At 41.4% G+C, this 22,760-nt stretch carries 22 protein-coding genes and 2 pseudogenes; 8 read left to right on the forward strand and 16 right to left on the reverse strand.

Annotation, left to right across the window (positions count from 1 at the left end; all coding sequences use genetic code 11):
• Positions 1-78 precede the first annotated feature (78 nt).
• The gene (locus tag WA1_RS34735; protein ID WP_017750197.1) at positions 79-438 is read left to right on the forward strand and encodes a four helix bundle protein; all 360 of its coding nucleotides are present in this window, start codon (positions 79-81) and stop codon (positions 436-438) included.
• 741 nt (positions 439-1,179) lie between these two features.
• Here WA1_RS34735 and WA1_RS34740 read toward each other — a convergent pair.
• The 5 genes and pseudogenes from WA1_RS34740 to nifH form a co-directional block, all read right to left on the reverse strand.
• Positions 1,180-1,461: a hypothetical protein gene (locus WA1_RS34740; RefSeq protein WP_017743431.1), complete on the reverse strand. Its 282-nt coding sequence runs from the start codon at positions 1,459-1,461 to the stop codon at positions 1,180-1,182.
• A gap of 103 nt (positions 1,462-1,564) precedes the next feature.
• Complete coding sequence (locus WA1_RS34745) at positions 1,565-1,825, reverse strand: hypothetical protein (RefSeq protein ID WP_017743430.1); 261 nt, start codon at positions 1,823-1,825, stop codon at positions 1,565-1,567.
• A gap of 12 nt (positions 1,826-1,837) precedes the next feature.
• Positions 1,838-2,422, reverse strand: coding sequence for a hypothetical protein (locus WA1_RS34750; RefSeq protein WP_017743429.1), 585 nt, complete (start codon positions 2,420-2,422; stop codon positions 1,838-1,840).
• 178 nt (positions 2,423-2,600) lie between these two features.
• Positions 2,601-4,031 (reverse strand): nitrogenase molybdenum-iron protein alpha chain, encoded by a 1,431-nt coding sequence (nifD, locus tag WA1_RS34755; protein WP_017743428.1) that lies wholly within the window; start codon positions 4,029-4,031, stop codon positions 2,601-2,603.
• A 117-nt stretch (positions 4,032-4,148) separates the two neighbouring features.
• Positions 4,149-4,898, reverse strand: a pseudogene (gene nifH, locus WA1_RS34760) (nitrogenase reductase); the annotation flags it as partial.
• Between the two features lie 39 nt (positions 4,899-4,937).
• On the opposite strand from nifH, the gene xisF reads away from it, so the two are divergent.
• On the forward strand, positions 4,938-6,308 hold the full coding sequence (gene xisF / locus WA1_RS34765; RefSeq protein WP_017743426.1) for a fdxN element excision recombinase XisF: 1,371 nt from the start codon (positions 4,938-4,940) through the stop codon (positions 6,306-6,308).
• Here the strand turns inward: xisF and WA1_RS57465 are convergent.
• From WA1_RS57465 to WA1_RS34780, 4 genes are all read right to left on the reverse strand, one after another.
• Positions 6,292-6,447 carry a hypothetical protein gene (locus WA1_RS57465; protein WP_158516727.1) on the reverse strand — a complete coding sequence of 52 codons (156 nt, stop codon included), beginning with the start codon at positions 6,445-6,447 and terminating at the stop codon, positions 6,292-6,294. The two genes, xisF and WA1_RS57465, sit on opposite strands and share 17 nt — an antisense overlap.
• A 259-nt stretch (positions 6,448-6,706) precedes the next feature.
• Entirely contained in the window at positions 6,707-7,021 is a 315-nt protein-coding gene (locus tag WA1_RS34770; protein WP_272819301.1) for a calcium-binding protein, read from the reverse strand.
• On the reverse strand, positions 6,993-7,613 hold the full coding sequence (locus tag WA1_RS34775) for a Uma2 family endonuclease (protein ID WP_017743423.1): 621 nt from the start codon (positions 7,611-7,613) through the stop codon (positions 6,993-6,995). The genes WA1_RS34770 and WA1_RS34775 overlap by 29 nt, the downstream gene beginning before the upstream one ends.
• A 90-nt stretch (positions 7,614-7,703) precedes the next feature.
• The gene (locus WA1_RS34780) at positions 7,704-8,183 is read right to left on the reverse strand and encodes a hypothetical protein (RefSeq protein WP_017743422.1); all 480 of its coding nucleotides are present in this window, start codon (positions 8,181-8,183) and stop codon (positions 7,704-7,706) included.
• 291 nt (positions 8,184-8,474) lie between these two features.
• Between WA1_RS34780 and WA1_RS57470 the strand changes: the two genes are divergently transcribed.
• The 3 genes from WA1_RS57470 (at position 8,475) to WA1_RS34795 (ending at position 10,690) form a co-directional block, all read left to right on the forward strand.
• Entirely contained in the window at positions 8,475-8,702 is a 228-nt protein-coding gene (locus WA1_RS57470) for a hypothetical protein (RefSeq protein ID WP_158516728.1), read from the forward strand.
• A 206-nt stretch (positions 8,703-8,908) separates the two neighbouring features.
• Positions 8,909-9,514, forward strand: coding sequence for a flavodoxin family protein (locus WA1_RS34790; RefSeq protein WP_026134649.1), 606 nt, complete (start codon positions 8,909-8,911; stop codon positions 9,512-9,514).
• Between the two features lie 42 nt (positions 9,515-9,556).
• Complete coding sequence (locus WA1_RS34795) at positions 9,557-10,690, forward strand: Gfo/Idh/MocA family protein (protein WP_017743419.1); 1,134 nt, start codon at positions 9,557-9,559, stop codon at positions 10,688-10,690.
• A 227-nt stretch (positions 10,691-10,917) separates the two neighbouring features.
• On the opposite strand, the pseudogene WA1_RS34800 reads toward WA1_RS34795, so the two are convergent.
• Positions 10,918-11,061 (reverse strand): annotated as a pseudogene (locus WA1_RS34800) (ArsA-related P-loop ATPase); the annotation flags it as partial.
• 150 nt (positions 11,062-11,211) lie between these two features.
• On the opposite strand from WA1_RS34800, the gene WA1_RS55815 reads away from it, so the two are divergent.
• Positions 11,212-11,394 carry a hypothetical protein gene (locus WA1_RS55815; RefSeq protein WP_148662829.1) on the forward strand — a complete coding sequence of 61 codons (183 nt, stop codon included), beginning with the start codon at positions 11,212-11,214 and terminating at the stop codon, positions 11,392-11,394.
• A gap of 3 nt (positions 11,395-11,397) precedes the next feature.
• Here WA1_RS55815 and WA1_RS34805 read toward each other — a convergent pair whose 3' ends face one another.
• The 6 genes from WA1_RS34805 to WA1_RS55820 all read right to left on the reverse strand — a co-directional run bounded on the left by WA1_RS34805 (position 11,398) and on the right by WA1_RS55820 (position 17,076).
• Positions 11,398-11,754 carry a group I truncated hemoglobin gene (locus tag WA1_RS34805; RefSeq protein ID WP_017743417.1) on the reverse strand — a complete coding sequence of 119 codons (357 nt, stop codon included), beginning with the start codon at positions 11,752-11,754 and terminating at the stop codon, positions 11,398-11,400.
• Between the two features lie 158 nt (positions 11,755-11,912).
• Positions 11,913-12,815: a Fe-S cluster assembly protein NifU gene (gene nifU / locus WA1_RS34810; protein WP_017743416.1), complete on the reverse strand. Its 903-nt coding sequence runs from the start codon at positions 12,813-12,815 to the stop codon at positions 11,913-11,915.
• Between the two features lie 126 nt (positions 12,816-12,941).
• Complete coding sequence (gene nifS, locus WA1_RS34815) at positions 12,942-14,150, reverse strand: cysteine desulfurase NifS (RefSeq protein WP_017743415.1); 1,209 nt, start codon at positions 14,148-14,150, stop codon at positions 12,942-12,944.
• 97 nt (positions 14,151-14,247) lie between these two features.
• Complete coding sequence (locus WA1_RS34820) at positions 14,248-14,583, reverse strand: 4Fe-4S binding protein (RefSeq protein ID WP_026134648.1); 336 nt, start codon at positions 14,581-14,583, stop codon at positions 14,248-14,250.
• Positions 14,584-14,686: 103 nt separating this feature from the next.
• Positions 14,687-16,138, reverse strand: coding sequence for a nitrogenase cofactor biosynthesis protein NifB (gene nifB, locus WA1_RS34825; RefSeq protein WP_017743413.1), 1,452 nt, complete (start codon positions 16,136-16,138; stop codon positions 14,687-14,689).
• A gap of 623 nt (positions 16,139-16,761) precedes the next feature.
• A complete protein-coding gene (locus WA1_RS55820; protein WP_148662830.1) occupies positions 16,762-17,076 on the reverse strand; it encodes a hypothetical protein in 315 nt (104 codons plus the stop codon).
• A gap of 699 nt (positions 17,077-17,775) precedes the next feature.
• Here WA1_RS55820 and WA1_RS34830 point away from each other — a divergent pair.
• The gene (locus WA1_RS34830; protein WP_017743412.1) at positions 17,776-18,414 is read left to right on the forward strand and encodes a DUF4760 domain-containing protein; all 639 of its coding nucleotides are present in this window, start codon (positions 17,776-17,778) and stop codon (positions 18,412-18,414) included.
• A gap of 727 nt (positions 18,415-19,141) precedes the next feature.
• On the forward strand, positions 19,142-22,627 hold the full coding sequence (locus WA1_RS34835; protein ID WP_017743411.1) for a WD40 domain-containing protein: 3,486 nt from the start codon (positions 19,142-19,144) through the stop codon (positions 22,625-22,627).
• Positions 22,628-22,760 lie beyond the last annotated feature (133 nt).

Below are 22,760 nucleotides of genomic sequence, written 5' to 3' on the forward strand. Positions count from 1 at the left end.
ATCATCTCGGTGCCTATTAACTTGGCATTTCAATTGCTAACTAAACATTGATGAATTTTGATAATCTTGAGGGTTTTCATGGCAGAGATTAATGATTTTAAAGACTTAAAAATCTGGCAAAAAGGTATGGATATAGCCGAAAAGTGCTATTTTTTGACTAAACCTTTTCCCAAAGACGAGTTATATGGCATGGTACAACAAATTAGGAAATCCGCTGTCTCTATTCCAGCCAATATAGCCGAGGGATATGGAAGAAGATCGACACTTGAATACATTAGATTTCTGAATATTGCTCAAGGCTCGGTTAATGAATTAGAAACACACGTTATTCTATCGCATCGGGTAGGTCTATCTAAACAAGAAGATATAGAACCAATTATTTCTTTGCTACGAGAAGAGAGTCGAATGATTATTGCCCTCATTAAGAAGCTAGAATAACGCTCTCTTCCCTTTTTTCCTTTTTCCTTTTTCCTTTCTTCACTGTTCCCTGTTCCCTGTTCCCTGTTCCCTCTTCAGTACTTGTTATTTTAGCATAACAAGTACTGAAGAACCAAAAATGCTAGAAGCACCATGAGGTTTACGCGGTGTTGTCAGTATTATTAATACATTACTAATTCTGGAAAAAACTACTTCGCTCTAATGGACTAATCTCTAAGTTAGATATTAACATTATTGCCATTGATATTTGTACTCTCTGATTCTCGCTCTGTATAAAGTAGAGCATTTTTTCTGGCGCAACGAAAACACCACGCTCTGCGATACGGTTTGATCCGTTAAGCCTTTGGTTGATCGCCAATCCTAAGTACAGTTAGTCCGTGGGCTGTAAGTAAGCTACCCTCTCAGAAAATTAGAGTATTAATAATCACACAAAAGCTTCATATTATATATGCCTAATGGTCGTATAAAATTTATCGTCACTAAGTAAAACTGGGATAAAGCTCGTAATCTAAATTCAATTTCAGCCCTGCACCTGCACCTATTTTTGACCGCGTACCTCTTGTTGTAGGGCTTTTTTTTGTTTAATGTTATCAAAACAGATTGTAGTACGCTTCAAGGAGCACCCAACACTTGATTTAGAATCACTTCTTTACGCAATGCAAAATATTAAGTTTAAGTGTCGCCTCCTATACAATTATTAGCTTCTTACCATCGCTTTGCGTTCTCTCGTTCTGCCGTAAATCATTCGACTGTACGCACCATAGGAGCATTACCGAAGGTGACAGCGACATCGTAACCGATTCGCATGGTAAATAATCTGGCGTTGGGGTTTTTCTGTTTCAACTTTAATCCCGACTCCACACCAATTTTATCGATCGCATATTCGCCGGTTTCGGCATCGATGACAATCATCTTGCCAATATTATCTCCATGTTCGACAGAGGAACGGATGCCATTTTCGTAAAAATCTCTGGCTCTGCGGGCAACTTCCTCGACAGTCCAAAAAAGTGCTTCCGTATTCATAACACCTCACTTTGCCCTAACTATTTTTGCCTATTCTCATTATAGGCGCGTAATTATTGAATAATCCTTCTAAAAGAGCTACAGCCTTGTTATTAGGAAATTCTTACTCCTCTCCTAAAGTTTCTTGAATATGGTTTTCCAACCATTTTTCATACTCTTCAAGTTCAGCTACCTCCTTCATTAATTGTTGTCGGCGCTCTTTAATTTCTGCTAGATGCTTAAGTAAATTGCTACCATCTAGTACAGACTGTACTAGTGAAATAAATTCTTGTTGGGAAATTTCTCGACCAGCAAAAGCTGTAGCTTCTAATTCATCTAGTTTTGCCCAACGTTGGAGTTGTTCGGGAGTGGGATAATGAGTCATTGGTGTTTCTGGCTAATCAAGTGGTTGTAGTTGACGGCGCTGTTTTATTTCTGACAAAACTGTATTGGCTGTATACTCGGTTACTATTAACTCTCTTGAATAATCGGTTTCTCTGAATCCAATATTTTGATAGAACTCCTTGGCTCTTTCAATTGTAAGTACTTTTACAATACCACCAAACCCTCTTGATTGACTTTCTCCTATGATACCTTCGATTAGCGAGGTAGCAGCGCCTTTGTGCTTGTAGATGATATCTTGACCTGGTTGTTCAATTACATTCCAGGGAGCGTTAGTCAGGCTTTCAATTATAATACCTTGTTTTAATTCTGCTTCAATTTCGATTTGTTCAATTGATACGATCGCTGCAGCTTGTAATATACCTGAATTATCAGTAACTCCTCGATAACTACTACTATTGACTCCAGAAAAAGCTAGTGCTTCCACTTTGGCAACACAATCTCCAAATCTTGTTCCAAATATTCTATGTATGTCTCCACCATAAAAAGTATTAATGTATTCTCTACATTTATTGTTCCATCTAATTAACTGGATACGAAAGTCTGTTGATGTGCCAATGATATAATTAAAAATATTCATGTTTAGTCTAATAAAGTAGCAGTTGAAAAAGTTTTGAATTTTACAGTTTTTCTTTAATATAAATTTAATTGACTCCTAGAAAGTGGATGAAAGCAGCATTTTATCTGACTGATTATCCAAAAAATACTATCATCAAACTACTGAAAAAGTTCAATTTAGGCTAAAGTTAGGCTGAATTTTATTCTTCCTTCAAAACATATTGTCCCATCTGACTTTGAGGTGCGATCGCAAAATCGGAGTAATCCCAGGAGTGCATTTGACGGAAAGGCAGACCCATCTTCTGGAATACGTACTTCTCTTTAATACCAGAAGCAATTAAATCGGGCTTCATGTGCTTGACGAACTCTTCAAACTCGAAAGCTGTTACGTCATCATAAATGATAGTCGCGCCATCAATGTAGTCGGTGGTACGCTTGTAGTCGTCGTTGTGAGCGAACTCGTAGCCAGTACCGACAACTTTGATGCCAAGATCTTCAAACGCGGGAACAACGTGACGGGGACGCAAGCCACCAACGTAAAGCATCACTGTCTTGCCTTCGAGGCGAGGACGATACTTATCGAGCACGGCATTCATCACCGGAGTATACTTAGCGATGACTTTCTCAGCGTTTTCTTGGATCTTCTCATCAAAGCGAGCTGCGATTTCGCGTATAGATGCAGCAATCTTGTTAGGACCGAAGAAGTTAAATTCCATCCAAGGCATACCGTATGTTTCTTCCAAACTACGGCAGATGTAGTTCATCGAGCGGTAGCAGTGGATAAGTACTAACTTGGACGCAGGACCGTTAACCAACTCGTTAACAGTACCATCACCAGACCACTGAGCAACAACGCGCAAACCCATTTCTTCAAGGATCATGCGGCTAGCCCAAGCATCACCACCGATGTTGTAGTCACCGATAAGTGCTACATCATAAGGACCGGGTTCGATAGACAGAGTATTTTCTTTCTTAGCCTTATCGAATCTGGGGAACATATGGTCGCGGAGAGCATCGTTAGCGATGTGGTGTCCGAGAGATTGAGAAACACCCCGGAAACCTTCGCAACGAACAGGTACGACTGGCTTGTTAATTTGTTTAGCAGCTTTCTTAGAAACAGCTTCGATGTCATCTCCGATCAGACCGATGGGACATTCAGACTGAACCGAGATACCACGATTGAGGGGGAAGAGTACTTCAATTTCCTCAATGATTTTGGTAAGCTTTTTGTCACCACCGAACACGATGTCACGCTCTTGGAAGTCGGAGGTGAAGTGCATGGTACCGAAGGAATCGACACCAGTTTTACCAATATAGTAGTTACGACGACCAGACCAAGACCAGTAACCGCAACCAACTGGACCGTGGCTAATGTGGATCATGTCCTTAATAGGACCCCAAACCACACCTTTAGAACCTGCATAAGCACATCCACGAGCAGTCATTACACCAGGAACTGATTTGATGTTAGACTTAACACCGCAATCAGACTTACCGTCTTCGTGAACGTTCAGGTGCTTTTCGCGCTTTTTGCGAGATTTTTCTGGGTAAGCAGAAAGAACTTCTTTAATCAGCTCTTTATGTTCTTCTACCTTATTTTCTGCGTTATTTTTGTCTTCTGTGTATGTCATGGTGTTCCCTGTGGCTTAGTAACTGGTAAGACGCGGTATTCAGTGGGTCGTGTGAAAGGATCGGGTGGGCAAATAAATGCCCACCGAGCAAGCATTCTCTACTTCTTTTGTAGTCGCTTATGCAGGAACTTCGGAAGCTGGCTTGCCAACAATGTTTGCGTGCTTGGTATCGTCGTCGAGGATACCGAACTCTACGAGTAGAGCTTCTAGCTCGTCCATTTCCAAAGGTGTGGGGATTGTTAGTTTGTCGTTCTTAATGATCTTCTGAGCTAATGCGCGGTATTCATTGCTTTGGTTGCTGTCGGGTGCGTACTCGTTAACAGTCATCCGGCGCAATTCAGCGTGCTGAACGATGTTGTCGCGAGGTACGAAGTGAATCATTTGGGTGTTCAAACGTTCTGCCAAGGTTTCGATGAGTTCGATTTCCCGGTCAACTTTACGGCTGTTACAAATCAGACCACCCAAACGTACACCACCAGAGTGAGCGTACTTGAGAATACCACGAGCGATGTTGTTAGCAGCGTACATCGCCATCATTTCACCAGAGGTAACGATGTAAATTTCTTGAGCTTTGCCTTCACGAATGGGCATTGCGAAACCACCACAGACAACGTCACCCAATACGTCGTAGGAGACGAAATCTAGGTTTTGGTAAGCACCGTTTTCTTCCAAGAAGTTGATGGCAGTGATAATACCACGTCCAGCACAACCTACTCCAGGCTCAGGACCACCAGATTCTACGCAACGAACACCACGGAAGCCAGTGAGCATTACTTCTTCAATTTCTAAATCTTCTACTGCGCCGCGCTCAGCAGCAAGGTGTAATACGGTGGTTTGAGCTTTGCTGTGTAGCATCAAACGGGTGGTGTATGATTAACAAAGAAAACAGTTTATTGACGATCGTTTATGCGAGTAGGTTACGTCCGAGTTAGTACGAGAGAACAGGATGAGGGAAATGCTCTGGAACAACAGACAGCCCGTGTTGAGAAGTCAGGTGCTGTTTTAATATTTTCAGATATTGAGAGTGGACGGTCAGACAAGCGTAAGGAATTTAACAAAATGCTTGCTATGTGCAAGCAAGGAAAAATAAGTGAGGTTGTTATCACTCGTATTGACAGATTGGCAAGAAGCGTAATTACCATTCATCGAACGCTTGTAACCCTTGAAGAGTATAAAGTTAAATTGGTTGTCTTGGATGCTCCAGTTGACCCAACATCGCCTTTTGGGTGGTTCAGTGTTAATCAAATGGCAGGTTTGGCAGAATTTGAATCGAGGTTACTTTCGGATCGAATTAGGCACGGGTTGAACTATTTCCGCGAACAAAAGAAAGCAGCCCCGCGTCCCCCTTTTGGGTATAAGCGGGTTGACGAAAAATATGCACCAGACATGACGCTGCATGAGTCTGGTAAAACTAACTGGGCGATCGCATCTGAGATCGTTAACTATTTTTTATCTGGCAACGCCACATTAAGAAGTACCGCACAATATGTACTAGAAACTTACGGAATTTCATGGACAGCAGCGGGGTTGAGGTATTGGATAACTAGTCCAGTGTTACGAGGACATACTGCTTACAATATGCGAGGCAATCTCAGCAACCCTGAAAAGTGGGAGGTACATCAAGATACTCATGAGCCGCTACTTTCTAACGATAAATTTAAATTTATACAGAAAAAATTGGAAGACAATCGACACAAGTATAGTTATGGCAACAATAAAAATAGTAATCAAGAGCCACTACCCTTGGTAGGGCAAATTATTTGTGATGACTGCGGATATAAATGTTATTGCTTGAAGCGTAAATGGAAAACTTACAGAATTCGGTGTAAAAAACATGATAATCTAGGAAATGCTTTCTGTAGCAACAACATTAGTACCTACCTGCCAGATATTATTTCAGCCGTAGACGCTACACTAGCGGCAAGGTATGAAGAAATCAAAAAATATACAGTAGCAAATTTATCATCAAAGGAAGAGGAGAATCCAGAGACGATCGCTAGGCAAGAGCAATTAAAAGCGCTGAAGCTATTGCCACAAAATCCAATTATTCAAAATGCAATTGAACAAACTTTGCTAGAGATACAAGTACTGAAGCAAAAAGAGGTTACAGCAAAGCAGGTAAGCATTGAATTGGTAAAAACGCTAACTACCTGCTTTGAAAACATTGGCTATTGGAACGAATTATCTTGGGTAGATAAACAACCAATCTACAAAGAATTAGTTGATTGCGTAAAAATTTTCAATGGCAAGATACTAGAAATCAAGCTACTGGTTTAGCTAACTTCTCAAATTCGGCTTCAAACTCTTCTTTCGTCATCGCCATAAGTCGTTTTCTTGTGGCTGAGTCTAAGTGGCGAATTGTGTACCATCTTTGAGCAGTGCGGAGTAATATCTGTGCTGCTGTTTCTTGCTGCATAATCATGAAGCGTTTATATTTGTCTTTAGTTTCTGCTTGGAACAGCCCAGGTGGATTGTAGTAGTTTGTTTATGTTATCCTATTAACTAAGTTTCCTATGCCATAAACTTCACCGAACCTTACTTTGAGAATAGCAAAGACTAAAGAATTGTTTGTTCATCGCAAGCCAACTGTGTGTATTAACGCGATCGCTATATAATCATCATTCGTCTAGTGAAGCGATCGCACATCCTCTCAAACTAGAACTGGTTTCTGCTTCTTATAAGGTATTCACTGAAGCGAAACTTACCTGGGTTCCTAAAGCAGAAAATGTTGTTTTTTCGAGAATAATTTTGTCATCAGCGGCATTAAAATCAAGAATGGTGTCCAATCCAATCACAGAATCAAAGGGTTTGCCAATACCAAAAATAAACTGGTCTTTTCCTAACCCACCTTCCAGATAACCATTACCCTGTAACCCGGTAATAACGTCATCACTTTGGCCACCCCTGATAATATCATCCAATGAAGAACCCAGCAGATTGTTACTGTTATTGTTAGAACCTTTAATGCAGGCGTGAGTCCCCAGATGCAAAGACTTGTTGTGCTGTTAGTTGCAAATTAGGAAAGATTGAGGAAATTAGTTTATCGTTGTTTTGAAACAACTGTTTTTGATACTCATCTCCTACTAATGTACAAATTGTCACAGTTGGTTGTTTGGACTTGCCAATGTATTCTCTACCACCAATTCCCAAATAATCTACAATCCAATATTCAGGAATACCTAACAGGGCGTAATCTTCAACCTTTCGAGCATAGTCATTCTGCCAGTTTGTACTGACGATTTCAGCAATTAATTTAACTGAGTTGCCTGATGTAATCACGGGTTCTTGTTGCCATAATGGCTCATTGCTCAAGCGAGTTCGATCTAACACAATCACATCGGGACGAAAAGCTGTTTCTGTGCCTAACAGCTTAAACAGACATCGATGGGGAATAAAGTAGGGTAGATCCTGACGATCAATTTCCACATTCAATTTTCGCCCAATAAAAGCCAACACTTGCTCGTGTGGACCAGTCGGTTCCATGTCAATTAATTCTCCATCAATGAGTTCATAGCGATCGCTGTCACCGTAGTGATTAATAAATTCATCAACAGTTAGAAGTTTTGGGGCTGATTGAACCATTGTGATTGTTCCTCCTACCGCTTTTCTCTATCTACGCTCATCGTCTTGCCTACATCCTCGCTTTCACCGTTCACACTCTTTGTCCTTACGCTACTGCATTAGCTGCATGATAGCAATAGGATTTGACACTCCGCAGCCAGCAACGGTTACTGTATCAATTCCCGTTGGAATTGCACCAACTAGTAATAATCTCATTCCGCACAATGCTACAGACTCCAATAGGGTCTTCTGCTTTCGATTTTGTACAGTTGATTGCTCATTCTCCTCCCACCAAGCTTGATGGATTTTCCTCACTGCTTGCTGTCGCGTTGATTGCCATTCTTCGTCAGTTAACACTGGTTCTAACAACGGTTCTAAAATTGTTGTCACTTGGTAATTAGCTGGCTGGTTGAGGTGAGTGGTGGCAGATTCAACTAAGCTAAGGCTACTGAACTTGCCCAAGACTGTCAATTCGTTGGTGGTAGAAATTGCCCGCACAATCTCCTCTCTCACGGGCAAACGAAACACACTCAACCGTGCAAGAAATTTTTGTTCTTCCAGTTCCAAAGCATCGAGCAGGGTTTGTGCCAATATATTCTCTCCTCAATATTAACTGTGGGGATGTTTTGCTCAAAGTCATCCAGCAAGCAGAGGATTGGTTAGCAAGGGTTTTGGAAATAGCGCAAATACAGTCTCACTCAATTACTGTATAAATCATCAATTGAAGAGGCAAGACGCAAGAGGCAGCTGTACGGTGTATCCAATGATGATTTGCTAGCACCGCACCAGACAAAGGCATTGCAAGATCACCAAAAATTATGCGAAATCTTGAGCACTTGCTTTGGGATTACGCTATCACTTGACGATTTTATAATTGGGGACGTGGCAGAGGAAGAGGGGCTTGGCTCGATATTCCCACTACAAGCTGTCACGATCAAAGACAATACGAAACTGATGGTGATTACCTGTGCGTATATGCTGCTCCACGATCGGGATGAAGCAAAAAAGCTGCAGTTTACGATCGCTCCCGACAGCGTTGCGTTCCACCTCATAGAGGCGGATACCGATCGTTCGTTAAAATCGCTCGCTAGAATAACCCCTATTTGTTGAATTTTAATCACACTCTGGCGTAACAATAAATGTGCCATGCATTTAAGAATGAATCTTTCATGAGTAAGAGGAAAGAAATAATCTTGCTGGTTAAAGTAGGTTTGAATCCGTGGTCATGCTCATTTTTGTCTTGCTCATGTTGTTTATTTTAGGGTCAAATCTATGCATAAAAACGTTACTAAATGGCAATTAGTAAGGGGATTTTTATGAAGGCATTAGTCCTCAACTGTACGCTAAAACCCTCACCACAAGAATCCAATACCGAAGCTCTGGCACGAGTCATGATAGCAGCGTTAAAAAAATACGGAGTCGATACGGAACTGATCCGGGTGCTAGATTACAACGTCAAACCAGGAGTCTCTTCGGATGAAGGAGACGGAGATGAGTGGTCAGTCATTCGAGCGAAAATTGTCGCTTCTGAGATCTTGATTATGGCAAGTCCGACTTGGTTAGGGCAGATGTCGAGTGTTGCAAAGCGAGTGCTGGAACGGATGGACGCAATGCTGTCTGAAAAAGATGAGCAGGGACAATGGGTGGCGTACAACCGCGTCGCTGGATTTGTAGTGACGGGTAATGAGGACGGTGCTCATCACGTGATTAATGAAATGTCCGGCGCACTGTTAGATATCGGATTTACGATTCCTGGACAGGCGTGGACATATTGGAACAAAGGTCCAGGTCCGGGAGAGTCATATTTGCAAACCGATTACAAGCACGACTGGTCACAAAAAACAGGAGAAGTTGCTGCTGCCAATCTCGTTGCGGTTGCCTCAGCACTGTGCGATCGCCCGATTCCTGTTCAATCCAGTTAAATTCGTCATCGCTGTTAACCCTTTAGTTTTGGAGCTAATTCTATGACTACTACTCAAGCCTCAAATGGTCAACGTAAGATTCGTTATGCCGTTGTTGGACTCGGTTGGTTTGCTCAATCAACTGCCTTGCCAGCTTTTGCTCATGCGGAAAATTCTGAACTAGTTGCGTTGGTTTCCGACGATCCAACGAAGTTAGCGGAAATTAGCCAGCAATACAGTGGTGTGCAACGCACCTTTTCCTATGCTGAATATGATGATTGCTTGAGGAGCGGTCTCATTGATGCCGTTTATATTGCATTGCCCAACCATTTGCACTGTGACTACACGGTACGAGCAGCCAATGCCAAAGTGCATGTGCTGTGTGAAAAACCGATGGCAGTTACTGAAGATGAATGTCAACAGATGATCGAAGCGTGCGATCGCAATCAGGTAAAACTCATGATTGCCTACCGATTGCACTTAGAAGCAGCCAATTTGCAAGCAGTGGAAATTCTAAAATCTGGGCAGATTGGTGAACCACGTATTTTCAACTCTGTGTTTACTCAACAAGTAGAGGAAGGTAACATCCGCGTTGAGAAAGAAGTGGGTGGTGGTACTCTAGATGACATCGGTATCTACTGCATTAACGCTGCTCGTTATTTGTTTCAAGATGAGCCGATTGAAGTCTTTGCTACTAGTGCCAGCAAAAATCAACCTCGCTTTCGTGAAGTGGCAGAAATGACCAGTGCAATTCTGCGCTTTTCCAACGATCGACTAGCAGCATTTACATTGAGCTTTGGTGCTGCAAAAGTCTCTACCTATCAAGTGGTGGGAACGAAAGGCGATTTGCGAGTCAATCCTGCTTACGCTGGAGACGGTGAAATTAAGCATTATTTGACGATTAACGGTAAAACCCAGGAGCAATCATTTGCCGGACGAGATCAGCTTGCGGCTGAGTTTGTTTACTTTTCAAATTGCATTTTGCAGAACAAACAGCCGGAACCATCAGGTCAAGAAGGCTTGATTGATGTTCGCATTATTCAAGCGCTGTATAAGTCAATCGAGACTGGTGGCTTTGTGAAACTTCAACCTATTCAGCGCGATCGACGCCCTGATATGAATCAGTCTATCAAACGTCCACCTGTTGAACAAGAGCCAGAACTAATTCACGCTGCCGATCCATCAGGCAAGTCTTGATAAGTAGAGCGGGTAAGATTTGAGGGTTTTTTCTTAAAACTGCAGGACTTACGCAAAAATTGCCAGAAACCCTAATTTATTGAACCGCCAAGACGCCAAGACGCCAAGAGCGCCAAGATTTCGTAGAGCGTGCGTAAGTCCTAAACTGTTGTAAATAAATGTTATTGATGTCGGGCGATCTGAAGCATGGGCATTCACAATTATGTGTTTTTTTTGTAAAAACTACAGGAGTCAGCTTTGGGGTCACAACCTACAATCATAATGCGCTGACCCATTTCTGCCATAGCGGCAAGGGTATTTTGAGAAGTTGTAGACTTACCGATACCGCCTTTTCCGTAGAATGCTATTTGTCTAATTTTTTCGTCAGACATGATGAGTTTTCTCCTGCAATTGATTGATTGGTTGGTTGTTGGGTGGGTCTGTTTTGATTGAGGGATTGGGGATTAGGGACTTGGGATTGGGAATCAAAGATGAGAAATGGGTATATTCCTAGTCCCCAATCGCCAGTCCCTAGTTTCCCTATGAATAGAACGTCACCGGAGGCGATCGCCCTACCACTAAAACCATTGAAAGCATCATCTATTCCTCACTTCTTTTCTAAATTCTTTCAAACTCAAGTACTTTACAAATACACCATAATGTGCATTCGCCTGAAACACCAAGTAGGGCTTGACATAACTATGCGTCAAAAATCAATGCGTTAGACATTACTTGTTCAAGATAGCGCCTTGTAACTTGGAGACGCGATCGAGAGCAGCGTTAGTGTCTTCTGCGGAAGCTCCACAAGCAGTTAATGAATCACGAAGATGCTTTGAAACAGCATCAAAGTGTTGGGACTGTAGATTCATACCCTTGTGGGTTTGGTCCATTGAACGACCGTTGTAGACTTTAGGACCGTCAAAGATTTGAGCAAAGTAAGCAACTTGTTGAGCGTGTTGCTTAGCCATGTCTGTGTTAGCAAAGAAGTGATTGAGGGTGCTGTCAGCCATGACGCGCTTGTAAAATTCAGTAACTACCTTCTCAACACCTTGCTGTCCACCGAGTTTGTCGAATAATGCGCTCATATTCTTGTCCTTTGAAGCGAGTTGGATACCGAAATTTACACTCTTCTGATTCTTGGATCGCAGCGCTTTAGAGGTAACTGTTCACCATTTACGGACTCAATAGGATTGCGTGCATTGATTCCTACTTGATGTTTCAGGCGAATGCAAATTACTGAGTTCTAAATCAATGGGTCAACTGCCTCTACTACAAGATCTTTGCTAACCCGATCACGCAATCTAGCTTCAATCGCAATCTTTAAAGTTGCCGTACTGCTAGAACACGAACCGCAAGCACCTTGAAGCAGAACCTTCACGCGATCGCCTTCTACGTCATACAGTTCTACATCTCCCCCGTCGGCGATCAAAACGGGTCGAACTTCTTCATCCAGGACTTTTTGAATGAGTGCAATCTTTTGCACCGAAGTCAGTGGCTTTTGGGCTAACTGACTTGCAGTCCTTGGTTGTAGGAAATTATTTACAGGGGATGCGGTTTCCTTATGTACTAATGAAATTATATCATCAATCGCTGCCAAACAAGATCCGCATCCGCCACCAGCTTTTACATAATTTGTTACCTGTTCGGCTGTTGTTAAATTATTCTCTACAATAACCCGCCGAATTTTTGTATCACTGATGCCAAAGCAAGTGCAAATTAGAGTTCCTTCATCATCATCGTCATGGGCTGTGAGGGGGATACCTCGATAATTATAGATAGCAGCTTCTAGCGCTTCTTGTCCCATAACCGAACAATGCATTTTTGCTTCTGGCAATCCACCAAGATAGCTAGCAATTTCTTTATTACTAATGTTAAGTGCTTCGTCTAAAGTTTTTCCTTGAACCAGGTCAACCAAAGCCTCAGAAGAAGCAATAGCACTAGTACAACCAAATGTTTGATAACGAGCTTCGAGAATTTTTTCGGTTTCTTCCTCTATTTTTAGATGCAATCTGAGAGCATCTCCACAAGCAATACTGCCTACTTCACCAACGGTCACTTTAACACCAGGCTCACCAGTTTCTTCTAAAATCCCTTGATTTTTAGGGTTGTAGAAGAGATCCATTACTTTATCCGTGTAGTCCCACATAGCCGATTTTAGATTTTAGATTTTGGATTTTGGATTCTGTGGATTAAGGAGTGGTAAGTATTCAATAGGAGAGTTAATTTTCTTCTTACCCCTACTCCCTACTCCCTATTCCCTACTCCCTATTAATTAGCGATGAGCCAAACTTTTTTCTTGTTCTTGCAGCCAACTTGCATTGTCACTCTTGAAAGGCGAAAGTGTACGCAGATGTTCCACAATACCGGGCATTACTGCCAGAACTGCATCAATTTCAGCTTCTGTGGTGTAGCGGCAAAGACTAAAGCGAATGGAACCGTGCAAAATTGTGTAGGGTAAACCCATTGCTCGCAAAACGTGGGAGGGTTCCAAAGAGCCAGAACTACAAGCAGAACCAGATGAGGCACAAATACCGTATTTGTTTAGAGAGAGCAGAATCGCTTCACCTTCGATAAACTTGAAGCCAATATTGGTTGTGTTTGGCAATCTTTGGCTCGTATCGCCATTGACTTCACAATCTGGAATTTGAGCGAGAAGAGTTTGTTCGAGGCGATCGCGCAACCGCTTTTCTCTAGTTGTTGCTTCTTCTAGATGTAATAATTCTAGTTCAGCTGCTTTGCCTAATGCAACAACTCCTGGAACATTTTCCGTTCCTCCCCGTCTTCCGCGCTGCTGTCCTCCACCGACAATCATGGGACGGAATCTAACTCCACGACGCACATACAAAGCGCCAATGCCCTTGGGTGCGTGAATTTTATGACCCGACATAGTCAATATATCAATGGTGCTAGTCTTCATATTCAGGGGAATTTTGCCCACAGCTTGCACCGCATCCACATGGAACAGAGCACCGTACTCCTTCGCCCGCAGCCCAATTTGTTCAATTGGGAAAATCGTGCCCGTTTCATTATTAGCATACATGATTGTCACGAGAGCAGTGTTTCCTGTAAGCGAAGCTTCCAGTTCATTTAAATCCAACTGTCCCTGACGATTAACTGACAAATAAGTAACCGAGTAACCTTGAGATTCTAGTTGTTTGCAGACATTCAGTATTGCAGGATGTTCTACTTGCGTTGTGATAATGTGTCGCTTGTCAGGTTGCGCCAACAATGCAGCACGGATAGCAGCATTATCACCCTCAGTACCGCCACTGGTAAAGACAATCTCAGATTCATCAGCACCTAACAGAGCAGCAACTTGTTCGCGTCCTTGTTTAACTGCTTTACCAACCTGCCCACCAAAAGAGTGCATACTAGAAGGATTACCGTAATAATCAGTCAAGTAAGGCAACATCGCCTCTACAACTTCTGGATCTACTTTTGTGGTGGCATTATTATCCAGATAAATACAATCTTTTAGCATTTCTTCCAACTTTGTAAGATAAGGAATTATTGATGGTTAGTTGTTGGTTGTTAGTTGTTAGTTGTTAGTTGAACAATTAACCACTAACCACTAACCACTAACAACTAACATTTTTTTCTAATTGTCTGGAAAACTGTTGTGAATAATAGTCAAACCAGTTTTCCCAATAATCTTGTTTTTTTGTTAATTTTGCGAGGAGTTTATTGTAAGTAGCAAACCAGCACTCCCAGTAATCTAATGGTTCTTTAACACAACCATCACAGGTTGGACAACCTGCCACACACTGAGGAACAGTATATGCAGTATCAACACAATTAGTGCAGAGATTGGGATCGATCCAGTGCTGACCATCAATTATCTTGATTGCATTCATGGGACACGCAGATATACACAGTTTGCAGGAAATGCACTTGCTGGTTATCTTGTAAGACATAACTTTTCTCCGTATAGGGGCATTGAGCATTGGGCATTGGGTATTGGGCATTGGGTATTGGAGATTAGGAATTACCTAATCCCTAACCCCTACCCCCTACTCCCTACTCCCTACTCCCTACTCCCTCCAAATATTGTTTGTAAAACTCTAGAGCAGCGACTTCAATGGAGTCGTAAGCTTCGTAAACTTGAACTCCGAGGTTTTGCAACTTTTCTTTAGGACCGTCACCAATTTTGGAAACCATGACTGCTTTGCAATCAGCGATGGATTGGATGATATTTTCCAGAGTGGCTTTCTCTCCGTAACCGCCTTGGCAGTAGTGGTCAACTTTGCGATGTCCTACATAGCGAACTGCATGACCATCAACTTCGTAAACCTGGAATTCTTTGGCATGACCGAAGTGTTGGTTAACTAATCCACCACCCTTAGTTGCAACAGCCACGAGGATTTTTGGATTGTTTTGCGGCAAAGAAGCGCTATCGATTGTCTCGACCTTGGCTTTCGCTGCTTTCAGTTTTGATTTAAACTTGTCAATACCTGCAAGAACTTCTTGGCGCTTTTGTGGATCGTATTCAGGAGTCATCTCCATGAATTTATCCTTGGTAAATTCCAGACTGCGGTCTTCACCTAATAGACCCACTGCATCTGCACGGCACTGACGGCAATGACGCATCATTTTCATATTACCAGCACAATTATCTTGCACTGCTTTTAATTCTTTGGGTGTAGGACCGCGCTGACCTGTTAAACCAAAGTGAGTGCCGTGTTCTGGTGCAGAAATCAACGGCATAATATTGTGCAGAAATGCACCTTTTTCACGAATAACTTTATTAACTTCTAATAGGTGCTCATCATTAATACCCGGAATCATCACCGAGTTAACTTTACACAAAATATCAGCTTCTTTGAGGGCTTGCAGACCTTCCATCTGCTTTTCGTGTAAAATTTTGACCCCTTCGATGCCTCTATAACGCTTACGCTTGTAGTGAACCCAAGGATAAATTTTTGCTCCAATTTCAGGGTCCACCATATTAATGGTGATAGTAACGTGGTCTACATTTAATTGTTTGATACGGTCAATATATTCAGGAAGCATCAAACCATTGGTTGACAGACAAAGCTTAATTTCTGGTGCTTTCTCTGCAATCAACTCAAAGGTACGGAACGTTTTTTCTGGATTTGCAAGTGGATCGCCAGGACCTGCAATTCCCAGCACGGTCAATTGAGGAATCTTACCTGCAATGACCAGAACTTTGTGTGCTGCTTCCTCTGGGGTGAGTAGTTCGCTCACAACACCGGGGCGGCTTTCGTTTGCACAATCATATTTGCGATTGCAGTAGTTGCACTGAATGTTGCAACCTGGAGCAACTGCAACGTGCATTCTTGCATAATGGTGATGAGCTTCCTCGCTGTAACAAGGATGGGTTTCGATCCGTTGTTTGAGCTTTTCATCTATTTCCGGAGTTGCGCTGGTACTACCGCATCCACTACTACAACTACTGGATTTAGATTGCTGCTGTGTAATGGGGGTAACGAGTCCTGTTGACTGTGTCATTGAATTTCGCAATCTTTCACGTAAAGTCAGGAGTCAAAAGTCAAAAGTCAAAAGTCAAAAGGCAGCCTTTTTACTTTTCATTTTTAACTTTTAACAGTGTTGCCTGTGGCAGATGTTGTCACAACCTATGTGTTAAGGAATGGAAGCCGCGTATTGGACTTGCGCCACAAACCCTTGTTTCTTAGCTGGTGTATGTCAGAAGCTCTGAGACTTGGGTAAATTGCGGGTCAATCCGCGACTTCGGTTCACAGGGGCATGGTGCTATCTCATCCCTCCACTCACTCTGATACGCTGTTGTTAGCGCATTAAGTGTTGGCGATACTTGATTTATATCAGTCGTTCTCAAGAGGGGAGTGAGTGTACCTCGGATAGAATTTATTGGATTGATTGGTTTTGTACTCAAAACTGGAAACCCAGATCAACACAGCATTTCGGGGTTCAACAAAATTTTTTTCGAGTAGGGGTACTAGAATTTTGGTGTAGGGGTTCTAGTATTTATGGAAATGGGGACAAGTATTTCTGTACTCACCCAAAGTCCATTCCCAGCAAACCTTTCAGGGAAATTATAACTTTTTTAGAGCTACTTTATCTTGTACTCAAAGGCTGATGCGATCGCGTAAGCGCTAACGGCTAAAGCCGTACCGCGAAAGCAAAAGCCGTACCCGGCTTATCGCACTAGGAGCATCGCCAAAGGGTAGATTCAGAGCTTGGAAATCTGGAGCAACGTGGATGTGTTTACTCCAGAGATTTGCGAAATTCAATTCTGTATCTAACCTATCATTTTTTTCCCTATAAAAATGCCGTTCATATTTTTTTAATCCTCGTAAATTTTTGTATCCTCTTAAAAAACAGGGGAGTGGGGAGTGGGGGAAAGAGCGTTTCTTCCGTGCATGACAAGTTAGAACCACTGCTTGTGGAAAGCTCTTATCAAATAGCATCCTTTCTTAGAGAATTTAGATTTAGCAAAGGCTTCCAACTCTTACTAGATTTTGGTTTTACCTCGATCGCTGTCTATTACTATTGAGATTTTATCCTAATTAACCAGTTTTGAAAAGTGAAAAAATGCTTTTGGACACAGACTCGCATACAACAGCAACAACAGAAATAATAGGAGCATCTCAATTTTGTAAAAATACTTAGCGAATAGAATTCGCGGCTATACAAACGAAGTCCGCAAAGCAAGGACTAATTACACAGCCTGCATAGTGTCTTATTTGCTGTCTTCTTGCACTATCCTTAAATCTAGAGAATTATGTGATTGAAATCACTTGCCTTCCAAGTAAAACGTTTGTATAATCTTAGCTACAATTACAACTAATACTGTTTATTACACTCTCACTCATCAGGGCATCAACAAATATCTGTAATTGTAAAGATTAGTTACAAATAGATATTGAGAAGTGAGCAGACTAAGTATGAACAAAGCTTGTCTTTAAGTACGTAGGTTTTTATCTGAGACGCAAGCAGTTAATATGTGAGTTTGTAAACTCAGTCATCATCAGTAAAATGATGTATGTATAGGGTGTTTAATCTCACTAGCCTGAATACCTATAAAATTTGATAACAATTATAATCATGATTGGGTTATCATTCTGCTGCAATTATACTTTGCAGAAATGTTGTCATTTAATATAAAGATGAAGCATCAAAGTGATTCTGATAAAATCGGTCAATTCAATATCAGTATTCCTATCAGAGTAGGATTTTTATCAGCAATTCTTGCGGGGTTACTAACATTTTTGTTCTATTTTGCCAAGCAAATAGATAAAAATGGTCACTATAAGGAAACTCTCAATTTTTTTGTCACTGCACTTACCGCAAGCGCAGGAGTGACTAGCGCATTTTATGCTTTTAAAAGCATAGAGCAAAGTAAGGAATCTCAGAAAATAGAAAGCACATCAGTATACATCAGTCGTTGGAATGATGTGCAATACTTACCTGTGAGAAAAACAACAACTGACATCATTAATTTAATTAAAGAACAGCCAGATAATCAAAGAGAAAAACTTTTACTTGAATACTTAGAAACTCATCCAGACAAGAGACAAGATATTACCAATGTATTAAATTTTTTAGAAGAAATGGCTCTTTGTATTGAAAAAGGAATTATTAAAGAAGAAATATTATATGATTTTTACAGATTTATAGTGATTGAATACTGTGAAATATTTGGAGTTCATATAGCACAAAGACGTCGGGAAAGGAAAAACGAAAGAATATTTAGAGCTTTAACAGATTTATGTGATAGATGGCACAAAAGATGGAAGACTTTTTAAAAGTATTTATTGCATAAAAAATAAGCAATAAAAATATCTATTATTCCAATACTACTCTCCTAAGCGGAAATTAGAACCCCGGTTTCTTTAAGAAACCGGGGTTCTGACACCTCAATTATCGTATCCCTTGCAGTACTGAATTCTCTTCATATATGTCTTCCTGATACCTCAAAATTCTACTGAAAAGAGACAGTAAAGGGGCAAAACTCTACAATAGTCAATATGGCTCTGACCATTGTGGGTTTTACCCGTTTACATGACAGAACTTCACATTACTGTAAGGATGATAACGCTATGATGAACAAGATGACAACCAGCAAAAAGTATTCATGTTATGAAGGCGATACAGGGTTCTAAATCTGAACATCAAGCCTAAGATTTAGAATTTATGCACAAAAGCGCCTACTGTTAACAGGACGAAAGGGTGTATCTCCCTTCAGACAGTGATACTTTTTATGCCAGTCAAATTTAAACAACATTAACTCTACCTATTGTAATAGTTAATAAATATATAGGAATCCTAAATGATTTATGAAAAACTTTAAGTACCGTAGGTAGGGCTAAAGCCCACCGCAAGCTTTAGTTGGTGGGGTAGTCAAATTTCACGGTAATGAGGTGATGCCATTATGTGACTTATATAAACAGTATTTTTGCGATCGCTTAGGACTCAAAACCTAATCCCAAAATCCCTTAATCCAAAATCCAAAATCTAAAATCCAAAATTGGTATGACACAATACCAGTATCAAGTGGGAGGAAGCCTTCCTCAAGACGCATCCACCTATGTGACTCGCCAAGCAGATCGAGAGATTTACGAAAGTTTAAAGGCGGGAGAGTTTTGTTACGTACTCAACTCGCGACAAATGGGCAAATCCAGCTTGCGAGTCCGGGTGATGGATCGATTGCAAAAAGAAGGTATTGCCTGTGCTGCTATTGATATGAGTGTTGTGGATGCAACACCAGAGCAATGGTATGCAGGAGTGATTGATAGTATTGCGAGCAGTTTTTATTTATCCGAATTTGATATAGATGATTGGTGGGAGAGTTATCACTTACTCCCCCTACCGCAACGCTTCAGTAAGTTTCTTCAAGAAATATTATTAGAATCGATTGATACAAGTATTGTTATATTTATTGATGAAATTGACAGTATCCTGAGTTTAGAGTTTAATACCGATGACTTCTTTGCCATCATTCGTGAATGTTACAATCGACGAGCAGACCAACATGACTATCGCCGCCTTACGTTTGCAATCTTAGGTGTGACAACACCAAGAGATTTGATAAAAGATAGACAGCGAACTCCCTTCAACATCGGACGAGCAATTGATTTAACGGGATTTCAACCACAAGAAGCAGAACCCCTAGCACGAAGACTAGCTACAGTAGGCGATCCTCAAGCGTTGATGCAGTCAATACTCGATTGGACAGGCGGACAGCCCTTCCTCACCCAAAAGGTTTGTAGACTGGTAGTGCAATCTGTCCCTCACTCCCTACTCCCTACTCCCCACTCCCTACTCCCCCAATACATAGAACAACTTGTACGAAAGCACATCATTGAGAATTGGGAAGCACAGGATGAACCGGAACACCTGAAAACAATTCGCGATCGCTTGCTGCGGGCTGGAGAAAAACGCAGTGGAAGATTGCTAGGGCTGTGTCAACAAATTTTACAGCATCAAGAAGTCGTAGCCGATGATAGCCCAGAACAAACAGAACTGCGGTTAACAGGATTGGTGGTGAAACGTGATGGAAAACTGCGAATTTATAACCGCATTTATCAACAGGTGTTTAACCAAGAATGGAGCGAACAGCAATTAGAAAAACTGCGCCCCTATGCTGAAGCCCTCAACGCCTGGGTTGCATCCGAAAAGCAAAATGAATCGCGCCTCTTGCGGGGACAAACTCTGCGAGATGCCCAAAAATGGGCAACTGGTAAAAGCTTGAGTGATGTAGATTATCAATTTTTAGCTGCGAGTCAGGAGTTAGAACAGCGAGATGTGCAGAAGCGCTTGGAAGTAGAAGCACAGGCAAAAAAAGTTTTAGCAGAAGCTAACCGCAAAGCATATCAACGAATTCGGATTGGTTCGATAGTACTGGGATTAACTATAGTAGGAGTAGCCGGCTCTTTATGGTTTGCTCGATATCAATTGCAGCAAGCACAAAATATTACTCAATTAGAACGTGAAGGAACTAATGCATTAAGACAGTTTTCTGAATCGAGAGAAATCGATGCTTTGTTGTTAGCAATGCAGACTACTCAAAAGTTGAACAGTTTAGTTAAAAAAGAGAATAAAGTGTTTTTAGCAGAATATCCCACTTCTATTCCTTTATTTAGTTTACAAAGTATTCTACTCAAGATGCGAGAACGAAATCGGTTTGAAGGTCATAGCGGATGGATCAGGTGTGTCAGTTTTAGTCTGGATGGTAAAACTTTAGCGTCTGCTAGTGATGACAAAACCATCAAACTATGGGAATCTACTACAGGTAAAGAAATTACAACCCTCAGAGGGCATACTGAAAGAGTCAGGAGTATCAGTTTCAGCCCAGATGGCAAAACTTTAGCGTCTGCGAGTGATGACAAAACTATTAAACTGTGGAATTTGACTACAAACCAAGAAATCACCACCCTCCGTAGACATACTACAGAGGTTAGGAGTATCAGTTTCAGTCCGGATGGTAAAACTTTAGCTTCTGCGAGTGCTGACAAAACCATCAAATTATGGGATCTGGCTACAAACCAAGAGATCGCTACCCTTACTGGTCATAGTAATTCTGTCAAAAGTATTACTTTTAGTCCGGATGGCAACACTTTAGCTTCTGCGAGTGCTGACAAAACTATCAAACTCTGGAATTTGATTACAAACAAAGCGATCGCTACCCTCAGTAGTCATACAGGGGAAGTTAGGAGTATCAGTTTCAGTCCGGATGGTAAAACTTTAGCTTCCGCTAGTGATGACAAAACTATTAAACTGTGGAATTTGACTACAAACAAAGCGATCGCTATCCTTCGTGGACACAGTGATTTTGTCAAAAGTGTGAGTTTCAGTCCAGATGGCAAAACTTTAGCTTCCGCCAGTGCTGACAGAACTGTCAAACTGTGGAGCCTTACTACACATGAACCAATCACTACCTTCAATGGACATAAAGAATGGGTGAGAAGCGTCAGTTTCAGCCCAGATGGTAAAACTTTAGCATCTGCCAGTGATGACAAAACTATTAAACTGTGGAATCTAGATACAAACAACCAAGAAATCATTACCCTCAGTGGACATATTCAAGAGGTGTTGAGTGTTAGTATTAGCCCAGATGGCAGAACTTTAGCTTCCGCCAGTGCTGACAAAACTATCAAACTATGGAATTTGACTACAAATAAAGAAATCTCTACCCTTGCTGGTCATGGCAATTGGGTCTGGAGTATCAGTTTCAGTCCAGATGGGAAAACTTTAGCTTCCGCCAGTGCTGACAAAACTATCAAACTGTGGAACCTTACTACAAATCAAGAAATCTTTACCCTCCGTGGACATAGTGATTCTGTTAGAAGCGTGAGTTTCAGTCCAGATGGGAAAACTTTAGCTTCCGCTAGTGCTGACAAAACTATCAAACTGTGGAACCGGGCTACAAATCAAGAAATCTCTACCCTCCGTGGACATGATGCTGAGGTCTTAAGTGTGAGTTTCAGCCCAGATGGTAAAACTTTAGCTTCCGCAAGTGTTGACAGAAGCATCAAAATATGGATATTCGGTACAGATCAAGAATTTATCACACTTAAACAACATAACGATGAAGTCTTAAATGTGAGTTTCAGTGCAGATGGCAGAACTTTAGCTTCCAGCAGTTCTGACAAGACTATCAAACTCTGGAATCTCAACATTAACAAAGAAATCGCCACTCTCAGTGGTCATAGTGCTTCGGTCAGGAGCATGAGTTTCAGTCCGGATGGCAAAACTTTAGCTTCCACCAGTGATGACAGAACTATCAAACTGTGGAACCTTACTACAAATCAAGAAATTGCCACTCTCAGTGGTCATAATGATTGGGTTAACAGTGTCAGTTTCAGTCCAGATGGACAAAGCCTTGCTTCTGCTAGTAGCGACAAAGCAATTATTGTGTGGAGTATGAATCCAGACACTTTACTAGCAAAGGGTTGCAATTGGCTCAAGGGTTACTTGGTAAGCCGCCCCGATAAACGTCGTGAGTTATGTCCTCACTAATAGCCGTGTGTTTCACTAAAATTTTTATAAAAATTTGTAAAAAACTTTCTGATTGCTGCGTAAAAGTAGCGATCGCAACAGTATAAGTACAAAGCTGAAAGCTGTTTTTCAATCTCTATATAATGAATAACTT

Source organism: Scytonema hofmannii PCC 7110, from assembly GCF_000346485.2.
GTDB classification, from domain to species: domain Bacteria; phylum Cyanobacteriota; class Cyanobacteriia; order Cyanobacteriales; family Nostocaceae; genus Scytonema; species Scytonema hofmannii.